The following is a 9,180-nucleotide window of genomic DNA, read 5'->3' as shown; positions in this document are numbered from 1 at the left end:
CGATCCGCCACGAAAGCTGGAGCCGGTTCGCGGCGACAAGGCGCCTGATGCCATCGGCGCCATCGCGCACCAGCATCCGGCCGCGCGGCCCGACCGACCAGCTTTCGTCGAACTTGCTCTCCTGATCGACCGTAATCGACATGGTGATCTTGCGGCTGGCCGAAACAGCGTCGTTCAGTTGCAGCCATTCAGTCCAATGCGGCTCGCCGTTTGCCCGGCAGGCAATCGTCAGGATCGGGCTGTAGCTCAAGGCACCGCCGCCGGTGATCAGCTTGTTGGTGGCGTAGAGCGAGGCCGTCACGAGGCCGTCTTCACTCGTGCCGAAGCGCCAGTTGTCAGGCACCGTGCCGGCCTGGGCAATGCCGCAGACCGAGATAAGGATCAGCGCGATTGCCGAAGCGTGTCCCAATTCGACGAACAGTCTCAACACGCCCTCCAACAACCAAGCGGCTTGCAATAGAAGCGCAGATAATGATCAAAGCTTGGTCGCCACAGGCCGTCGCTCGCGAAGCATGGCGGCTGTTGCAGTTTGGCAACGAAAAAGGCCGCCTCGAGGGCGGCCTTCCTGTTTCAGCGGAGCGCTGGTGTTATTCGGCGGCCTTCTTCTTCGGCGCGGCCTTCTTCTTGGGCTCTTCCGCGTCGTCGGCCGTCTTGGCGTCGGCCTTCTTGGCGGCGGCTTTCTTCGCCGGCTTCGCCTTGACGGCGGTCTCGTCCTCTTCGTCATCGGCCATCAGCTCTTCCTTGCTGACCTTGACGTCGGTGACCGAAATCTGACCGAGCAGATGGTCGACCACCTTTTCCTCGAACATCGGCGCCCGCAGCGTGTTCAACGCTTCCGGGTTGTTGCGGTAGAACTCGAAGACTTCCTGCTGCTGGTTTCCTGGATAGCGCCGCACCTGCTCGAACAGGCCGCGCTGCAGCTCTTCGTCCGATACGGTCACGCCGGCCTTCTCGCCGATTTCAGCCAGCACCAGGCCGAGGCGCACGCGGCGCTCGGCAAGCCGCAGATACTCGGCGCGCGCCTCTTCTTCCGTCGTCTCTTCGTCGGCGAAGGTGCGTCCGGCTGCTTCCAGATCACGATTGACCTGCGCCCAGATGTTGTTGAACTCGGCGTCGACGAGCTTCGACGGCGCCTCGAACGAATAAGCCGCGTCGAGCTGGTCGAGCAGCTGGCGCTTGACCTTCTGGCGCGTCATGGCGCCGAACTGGTTCTCGATCTGGCCGCGCACGACGTCGCGCAGGCGCTCCAGCGACTCCAGGCCGAGGTTCTTGGCGGTCTCGTCGTTGATTTCCAGCGCGCCGGGCTGGGACACTTCCTTGACGGTGACGTCGAAGGTCGCTTCCTTGCCGGCCAGATGCGCCGCCTGGTAGTTTTCCGGGAAAGTCACGGTGACCTGCTTTTCGTCACCGGCCTTGGCGCCGACAAGCTGATCCTCGAAGCCGGGGATGAATTCCTTCGAGCCTAGCACCAGCGGCTGATCGGTGCCGGCGCCGCCATTGAAGGCCTCGCCGTCGATCTTGCCGACATAGTCGATGGTGACACGGTCGCCATTGGCGGCCTTGCCGGTCTTCGGCTCGTAGCTGCGCGCCGATTCGGCAACGCGCTGGACCTGCTCGTCGATCTCGGCATCAGGCACGTCGAACACCTGGCGCGTCACCTTGATGTCGGAAAAGTCCTTGATCTCTATCGCCGGGATGATCTCGTAGTTGAGGCGGAATTCGAAGTCGGCGCCGCCGGCCAGGATCTTCTCGGCTTCCTTCTCGTCCTCGGTCATGATGACTTCAGGCTGCATGGCAGCCTTTTCACCACGCCCGGTAATGATCGAACGGGTCGAATCGTTGAGGATTTCGTTGACCACTTCGGCCATGAACGACTTGCCATAGACCTTGCGCAGGTGCTGCACCGGCACCTTGCCAGGACGGAAGCCGTTGATGCGGACCTTGTTGCGGGCATCCGAAAGCCGCGCCATCAGCTTGGCTTCCATGTCACCGGCCGGCACGGTGATCTTGATCTCTCGCTTGAGACCGGAGTTGAGCGTTTCGGTGACCTGCATCGTAAAACCTTTGTTTTCACCAATGAGACTGCAACGGCCTCTGCCGTTCACAGCCTGCCGGTATATTCTTGCCGGGAATGGCTTTTGGTACGGAACCTGGCGATTTGACCGAAAACCCGGCTCAAACTCTCCCAAACTGCGTTCCAAAATGTGAATAAGTTCTTGTTTTTCCTACTTCTTATCACATTCTGCAGAAGCGGATCGTCGCGTCCCGTCACATTTGACACGCCTTTTGTCACAGGCGAGGCCAATTTTCAACAGTCTTCGCATCCCAGCCAATAACCAGCATTCGGGGCCTGCCCCACATCTTGTCGCTGAGCCACATCTTGTCTCTGACATTGACAGAATGATGGCCACATGGGATTGCCGGTCCATGCGGATGTGGCGGAACTGGTAGACGCCCTGGATTTAGGTTCCAGTGCCGAAAGGCGTGGGGGTTCGAGTCCCTTCATCCGCACCACCCTTCGAGCTTCGGGTGGCGGGCCACCCGAAAGCCCTGGCGAAGGAGGACCGGCGCCGTTCAGGCAGGCATCGGATTGAGCTTCAGATGCTGGATCAGGATGATGGTCTTGGCGTCGACGATACGGCCATCGGCGATGCCGGCCAGCGCCTCGTCGAGCGGCATTTCCAGAACCTCGATGTCCTCGCCCTCTTCTTGCGCGCCGCCGCCGGCCGAGATGCGGTCGGCGGGTGAATAGCGGGCGATGAAAAACCAGAGCCGTTCGGTGACGCTGCCGGGGCTCATATAGGGCGAAAACAGCCGCTCGATATCCTTCAAGCGATAGCCCAGCTCTTCCTCGGCTTCCTTGCGGATGGCGGTCTCCGGATCGTTTTCGTCCAACAGACCGGCACAGGCCTCGATCAGCGGCTCGCGGTGGCCGGTGACGTAAGCGGGATAGCGGAACTGGCGCACCAGAAGCACGGTCGAACGCAAGGGGTCGTAAGGCAGGATCACCGCACCATCGCCGCGATCATAGGTCTGGCGGATTTGCGTCTCCCACTGACCGTCGCGCCGGCGGTAGTCGAGGACGGTCTTCTTCAGGATGGCCCAGTCGTCGGAGAGGATTTCCTCCGAACGGACGCGAATACGATCTTCCATCCCGGTCTCCATGCTAAAGCGCGTCGCACTTCATGCTCCTGTTTATGCCTGTCGTTCTCCCAAAACCGGAGCCACTTTTGGGAGACATGCCTGGCCGAGGCGTAGCCGCGAACCGGCATTTCGGCAATCCCGCCCGTGATTGGTCCAGAAGCCCTTTCACCGCCTCGTGTCTGGCGCAGGCGCCATCGGTCGCCTAAATAGCTGCGAACCCTCCCGGAGTTTCTCATGACAGCGTCGCTTTTCCAGTCGATCACTCTCGACGGCCTCACCTTCCCCAACCGCATCGCCGTCGCGCCGATGTGCCAGTATTCCGCCGAGGACGGCTCGGCCAGCGACTGGCATCTCCATCACTGGATGAACCTCGCAATGTCCGGCGCCGGCATGGTCACGGTCGAGATGACCGATGTCGAGCGGCGCGGGCGTATCACCCATGGCTGCCTCGGCCTTTACTCTGAAGACAATGAAGCGGCCGCCCGCCGCGCGCTGGACGCTGCACGACGCGTCGCCGCACCCGGCACGAAATTCGGCTCCCAACTGGCCCATGCCGGCCGCAAGGCTTCGAACCGCAAGCCGTGGGAGGGCGGCGGGCCACTGAAGCCAAACGAGGATCCCTGGCAGACCGTCTCCGCCTCGGCCATCCCCTACGACACCGGCTGGAACGTGCCGCACGCTCTGGAGGACGAGGAGATCCTACAGCTGATCGAGCGCTTCGCCGAGGCGGCAAGGCGAGCCGAACGCGCCGGCTTCGATTTCCTCGAACTGCACGCCGCGCATGGCTATTTGATCTTCCAGTTCCTGTCGCCCTTGTCCAACCAGCGCACGGACCGCTGGGGTGGCGCGCTGGAAAACCGCATGCGTTTTGCCGTCGAAATCACCAAGGCGGTGCGCAAGGCGGTGCCAAAGCTGATGCTCGGCGCAAGGCTGTCCGTGAAGGATTGGGTCGACGGCGGCTTCGACGTGGCGGACGCGATCGAAGTGGCCAAAGCGCTGAAGGACGAGGGCGTTGCCTATCTCTGCTGTTCGAGCGGCGGCAATTCGCCGTTGCAGAAATTGCCCACCGGCCCCGGCTATCAGGTGCATCTGGCGGAGGCGGTGCGCAAGGGCGCTGATATTCCGACCCGCGCCGTCGGCCTGATCGACGACCCCAAGCAGGCCGAAGCGATCGTCACCGAGGGCCGCGCCGACATGGTGGCGCTGGCGCGGGCCTTCCTGGCTGATCCGCGCTGGGGGTGGCGTGCGGCGGCGACATTCAGCGAGACAATCCACCCGGCGCCACAACTTGCCCGTTCGGTGACCACGATGCAGCATTGGATGAAGGCGGCGGGCTGAACGGTTCGCGCTCCCGACACGGCGCTGTAGAGCCTTCAAACAGCCTCTGAGACGTTTGGGCGCAGGCTGACGGCCATGGTTGCAACCAAATTGGCTGCTTTGCGTTGCGGCCATGATGGACAACAAACCTTTTGAAGTGCCGGTCGTCGTCGAACTTGGCCACGTCGGCAAATATCGCCACATCCGCAGCGCCCAGGAGGCCGCGGAGTGCCTGATGACGGTGTGGCCGCTCAATCGCGGCCCGCGCCATCGTGATGCCCTCGACACTTGCCTCAAAGTGCTGGAAGGTTATCGTTCGACAGCAGATGCGCGCCGGGCGCTGATTGAAGCCGCCAAGGAATCGGAAGTGCTGGTGCCCGACGACAGACTGCCCGACGACCGACTGCATTGAGCAGACGGACCTTTCAACCGGAGGTTTTTCATGGCGAAGCTGACTTACAAGATCGTCGAACATGACGGCGGCTGGGCCTACAAGGTCGGAGCGACCTTTTCCGAGACGTTTCCGACGCATCAGGACGCGTTGCGCGCCGCCGAAATCGCCTCGGCCGAGCAGCAGGTCGCCGGAGCGACGGACGGCATCCAGTATGAGGACGCCGAGGGAAAATGGCATGAGGAACTGGCCGACGGCCGCGACCGGCCGCAGACAGAAGTCTCGGACTGATTCGGTATCGCGGTTGATGTGGAGCGGTTCGACGGAGCGCCGACCGCAGCGCCGTCCGGAGAGAGGACGCGCCAGCGGCCAGCGGCTGTCCTTGCGGACTAGCCCTCGAACATGGATTTCTGGAAAATCGGCGTGCGCTTTTCGGAAATCACGTTCTGGCTATTTGCCGCAATACTGATCGTTGACGTTTTGCCCTGCGTTAGCGTCCGGGCCTGGTGTGTTGTGGGCACATGGGCCAATAGCGCCGGTGTTGCCTTGGGTGTTCAACCCGGAGCCGTCACTGATGCTTCCCGTGGTGTAGGGGTCGACAGTTGTCTGGTCGTTGTTACCGAACAGCCACCAGTCATGATTGTTTGAGTACCTGTCGTCCAGTGACTGCGCCATCGCCGATGTGGCGAGACCGATCGTCAGGACGGATGCTGCGAGAAGTTTTGTAACCATTGAATCACTCCGTATCTTAGCCGCCTTGGTGCGACACTCATAAAACCCGGTAGTCAGCCGAATGGTTCCTTGAAATTGTCGTGAAGCTGAGGTGAGGCCCCGATCAGCCCGGCCGGCGATGCGCTCGATGGATGCGGCGGTTCGCTCCTGGGCCATGAATTCCGGCAAGTGCCCCTTGCCATAGCACCCGTCGATGCGGCCGAGATCTTGCTCGACCGCCACGTCATCGCAGAACATGGTGTGGAAACGAGTTGGCTTCGACCGAGCCATCCACCTCCGGCGGTCATGTAGTCGGGCAGGAAAGCCGGCGCCGCGGAGATGACATTGCGGCCACCGCTGCGCCGCGCTATCTCAGACCACTCGCCTTCCCGGGCCACTCGCTTGCCGGAGCTTCCCATGCCTGAAATCGTGACCGCCGCCATGCTCGTCATCGGCGATGAGATTCTGTCCGGCCGCACCAAGGACAAGAACATCGGCCATCTCGCCGACATCATGACGGCGATCGGCATCGACCTGAAGGAAGTGCGCATCGTCCCGGACGAGGAAGACGAGATCATCGCGGCGGTGAACGCCGTGCGCGCGCGCTACACTTATGTGTTCACCACGGGCGGCATCGGGCCGACGCATGACGACATCACGGCCGATTCCATCTCCAAGGCCTTTGGCGTACCTTGCGAATACGATGCCCGGGCCTATGCGATGCTGGAAGCAAGCTATGCCGCGCGCGGCATCGAATATACCGAGGCCCGCAAGCGCATGGCACGGATGCCGCGCGGCGCCGATCTCATCGACAATCCGGTGTCGGTCGCGCCTGGCTTCCGCATCGGCAACGTCCACGTCATGGCTGGCGTGCCGTCGATTTTCCAGGCCATGCTCGACAATGTCGTGCCGACGCTGAAGGCCGGCACAAAGATGCTGTCGGCGACCGTGCCCTGCCCGTTCGGCGAAGGCCTCATCGGGGGGCCGCTGGGTGATATCCAGAAAGCGCATCCCGATACGATCATCGGCTCCTACCCGAAATATGGCGATGGCAAGTTCTGGACCGAACTGGTCGTGCGTGCCCGCAGCCAGGAGGCGCTGGACGCTGCCCGCGCCGATGTCGAGGCGATGGTCGCCGGCTTCGCCAGCAATCCCGGCTGATCTGGTCCAGACCGGAACAAAGCACGACGCTGCAACGTTTCCCCGGCACGAGTTCGCCAGCTCGTGAACTGAGGGATTGTCATGCGATTCAAAACCATCGTCGCCATTCTGCAGAACGAGCAGGACGCCGAGCGCGTGCTCGACTGCGCCATTCCGCTCGCCAACCGGTTCCAGAGCCATCTGGTCGGCATCCACGCCGAAACGCTTCCCGTGCCCTACACCTCTGCCACAGGCTTTCCCGACACCGAATTCCTGCAGGTTTCGGCAGATATGAACCGGGAACGGGCCGAGAAATTGAGGACGCTGTTTCTCAGGCATATCGAGGATTCCGGTCTTTCCTTCGAGTGGCGAAGCCTGGAGAGCTTTTCGGGTGACAGCGCGCTGACCGGGATTTCGAGCGTGCGGGCCGCCGACCTGATCATAGCAGCGCAGCGCGAAACGGGCGGCGATTCCAGCGCGGACGTTGACACGCTGGTCTACGATGCCGGCCGGCCGGTGCTGGTGGTGCCGCACGAGGGTCCGCTGATCACCACCTTCAAACGCGTCTTGCTCGCCTGGAACGGCAGCAAGGAAGCGGCGCGCGCCGCCTTCGACGCGCTGCCCTTCATCATCGAAGCCGAGAAGACCGACATATTGGTTATCGACCCTCCTGAAACGCTCGACGACAGCCCGGAGGCCGCCGGCGCCGAAATCGCGGCGGCGCTGTCGCGCCACGGCGCCACCGTCAGCGTCTCGGTGCAGCAGTCGGGCGGCAGTTCGGTCGATGACATCATCCAGACCAGGATCGCGGAAACCGGCGCCGATCTGCTGGTGCTCGGCGCCTACAGCCATTCATGGCTGCGCCAGCTTCTGTTCGGCGGCGTGACGCGCAGCGTGCTGCGCACCGCGCCGGTGGCAGCCTTCCTGTCGCGGTAAGCCCACAGCGATCGCTGGCCCTTGCCTTGCCAAGGCCCCTGCTCTTGCCAAGATGGGGGCTTTCCAGCTAATTCCGCGCGCATTCCCCTGTTTTCTTGCGCGCGATCCCCGCGTGCTGTGGAGTGCGCGACATGTCCCTTCCCGAAAAAGCCTTTCCGGTCTCCTGGGACCAGTTCCATCGCGACGCTCGCGCACTCGCCTGGCGGCTTGCCGGTGCCAACAAGGGGCAATGGAAAGCGATCGTCTGCATCACGCGAGGCGGGTTGGTGCCGGCGGCGATCATCTCGCGTGAACTTGGCATCCGCGTCATCGAAACCGTCTGCGTCGCCTCCTATCACGATTATACCAGCCAGGGGCAGCTGCAGGTCCTCAAGGAGATCACCCCTGCCCTGCTCGCCGAAGACGGCGCCGGCGTGCTGATCATCGACGACCTGACCGACACCGGCAAGACGGCGGGCATCGTGCGCGCGATGATGCCCAGGGCGCATTTCGCCACCGTCTATGCCAAGCCGAAAGGCAGGCCGCTGGTCGATACTTTCGTCACCGAAGTCAGCCAGGACACCTGGATCTATTTCCCGTGGGATATGGGCTTCACCTACCAGAAGCCGATCGCCGACGACCACGCCGGCTGATTCGCAACTACCCTGTTACAGACCAGCAGCTTGCACCGGGGATGGATTTGCTTTCGCAAACACGTCCGGCAGAGCCGGATATTTCGCGAAATCGACGTCTATTGGCGGAAATTGGCCAGGCGAATGAAATTTTTTACTTTTATTGCCGACAATTAGCCGTAAGATTCGTGAGACGGCAAACGATTCCGGAGGCTGGGGCTAGCTTCTTCGATGTTGACGAGGCCAACGACACACAATCATCTGGCCGAAAGGGTCCGACGGCTCTTCGGCACCGCGCCGTGCCGCCTGCAGGTTGCCGCCCTGCCCTGGCGCGACACGGGAGACGGCGTCGAAATCATGCTGATCACCAGCCGCGATACCGGCCGTTGGGTTTTGCCCAAGGGTTGGCCAGAGGCCAGGGAGCCGCTCTGCGAGGCCGCGGCGCGCGAAGCCGGCGAGGAGGCCGGGCTGCGCGGCCGTGTCTCTCATCTTGAAGCCGGCCGTTACTTCTACGCCAAGGCGCTGGCTTCCGGCGAAGAAGTCCCGTGCGAGGTCCTGGTGTTTCCGCTGCATGTCGACAAAGTCGCGGACCGCTGGAAGGAAAAACGCTCACGCACCCGCAAATGGGTCCGTGCAAGCGAAGCGGTGCGCATGGTCAACGAACCCGACCTTTGCCAGATCATCGCCTATTTCTGCGCCGACCCGCACAGCTTCTCCTGACGGGCGGCCACACCGCGCTCTTTGCAAAACGGGACTTGCTTGCAAAGGCTGGACACGCGTTGCCGCCATCGACATGAATGCTTTGCTAAGGAATCAAAGGTAGGATTCGGCAGCTCTGGTATTTTTTGATCGATGGCGAATCCCGCAAATCCAATTCCAAACGAGTCCGACGAGCCTGAGCGCGAGCATCGTCCGCGCGTGCTCAAGGGC

11 protein-coding genes and 1 tRNA gene are annotated in these 9,180 nt (G+C 62.3%); 8 read left to right on the top strand and 4 right to left on the bottom strand.

Annotation, left to right across the window (positions count from 1 at the left end; genetic code table 11):
- A partial coding sequence (locus EN949_RS29000) for a hypothetical protein (protein WP_127371860.1) occupies positions 1 to 427 on the bottom strand: 427 nt, incomplete at its 3' end.
- A gap of 160 nt (positions 428 to 587) precedes the next feature.
- Positions 588 to 2,054, bottom strand: coding sequence for a trigger factor (tig, locus tag EN949_RS28995; protein WP_013532009.1), 1,467 nt, complete (start codon positions 2,052 to 2,054; stop codon positions 588 to 590).
- A gap of 375 nt (positions 2,055 to 2,429) precedes the next feature.
- Here tig and EN949_RS28990 point away from each other — a divergent pair.
- Positions 2,430 to 2,514, top strand: a tRNA-Leu gene (locus EN949_RS28990).
- Between the two features lie 60 nt (positions 2,515 to 2,574).
- Here EN949_RS28990 and EN949_RS28985 read toward each other — a convergent pair.
- Positions 2,575 to 3,153: an NUDIX domain-containing protein gene (locus EN949_RS28985; protein ID WP_013532010.1), complete on the bottom strand. Its 579-nt coding sequence runs from the start codon at positions 3,151 to 3,153 to the stop codon at positions 2,575 to 2,577.
- A 225-nt stretch (positions 3,154 to 3,378) separates the two neighbouring features.
- On the opposite strand from EN949_RS28985, the gene EN949_RS28980 reads away from it, so the two are divergent.
- The 3 genes from EN949_RS28980 to EN949_RS28970 all read left to right on the top strand — a co-directional run bounded on the left by EN949_RS28980 (position 3,379) and on the right by EN949_RS28970 (position 5,143).
- Positions 3,379 to 4,482, top strand: coding sequence for an NADH:flavin oxidoreductase/NADH oxidase (locus EN949_RS28980; protein ID WP_024504404.1), 1,104 nt, complete (start codon positions 3,379 to 3,381; stop codon positions 4,480 to 4,482).
- Positions 4,483 to 4,594: 112 nt separating this feature from the next.
- The gene (locus EN949_RS28975; protein ID WP_013532012.1) at positions 4,595 to 4,873 is read left to right on the top strand and encodes a DUF982 domain-containing protein; all 279 of its coding nucleotides are present in this window, start codon (positions 4,595 to 4,597) and stop codon (positions 4,871 to 4,873) included.
- A gap of 30 nt (positions 4,874 to 4,903) precedes the next feature.
- Positions 4,904 to 5,143, top strand: a complete 240-nt coding sequence (locus EN949_RS28970) for a DUF2188 domain-containing protein (protein WP_013532013.1) — start codon at positions 4,904 to 4,906, stop codon at positions 5,141 to 5,143.
- 159 nt (positions 5,144 to 5,302) lie between these two features.
- Here EN949_RS28970 and EN949_RS36775 read toward each other — a convergent pair whose 3' ends face one another.
- On the bottom strand, positions 5,303 to 5,854 hold the full coding sequence (locus tag EN949_RS36775) for a hypothetical protein (protein ID WP_224672900.1): 552 nt from the start codon (positions 5,852 to 5,854) through the stop codon (positions 5,303 to 5,305).
- Positions 5,855 to 5,980: 126 nt separating this feature from the next.
- Between EN949_RS36775 and EN949_RS28960 the strand changes: the two genes are divergently transcribed.
- The 4 genes from EN949_RS28960 to EN949_RS28945 all read left to right on the top strand — a co-directional run bounded on the left by EN949_RS28960 (position 5,981) and on the right by EN949_RS28945 (position 8,970).
- Positions 5,981 to 6,724 (top strand): competence/damage-inducible protein A, encoded by a 744-nt coding sequence (locus EN949_RS28960; RefSeq protein WP_063167866.1) that lies wholly within the window; start codon positions 5,981 to 5,983, stop codon positions 6,722 to 6,724.
- Positions 6,725 to 6,805: 81 nt separating this feature from the next.
- Positions 6,806 to 7,639, top strand: coding sequence for a universal stress protein (locus EN949_RS28955; RefSeq protein ID WP_027162597.1), 834 nt, complete (start codon positions 6,806 to 6,808; stop codon positions 7,637 to 7,639).
- Positions 7,640 to 7,770: 131 nt separating this feature from the next.
- A complete protein-coding gene (gpt, locus tag EN949_RS28950; protein ID WP_013532017.1) occupies positions 7,771 to 8,271 on the top strand; it encodes a xanthine phosphoribosyltransferase in 501 nt (166 codons plus the stop codon).
- A 210-nt stretch (positions 8,272 to 8,481) separates the two neighbouring features.
- The gene (locus EN949_RS28945) at positions 8,482 to 8,970 is read left to right on the top strand and encodes an NUDIX hydrolase (RefSeq protein ID WP_013532018.1); all 489 of its coding nucleotides are present in this window, start codon (positions 8,482 to 8,484) and stop codon (positions 8,968 to 8,970) included.
- The last annotated feature ends 210 nt before the right edge of the window (positions 8,971 to 9,180 follow it).

It is taken from the genome of Mesorhizobium sp. M7A.F.Ca.US.007.01.2.1 (assembly GCF_003998165.1).
Lineage (GTDB): Bacteria > Pseudomonadota > Alphaproteobacteria > Rhizobiales > Rhizobiaceae > Mesorhizobium > Mesorhizobium ciceri.
This window is presented reverse-complemented; position numbering and strand designations above follow the sequence as displayed.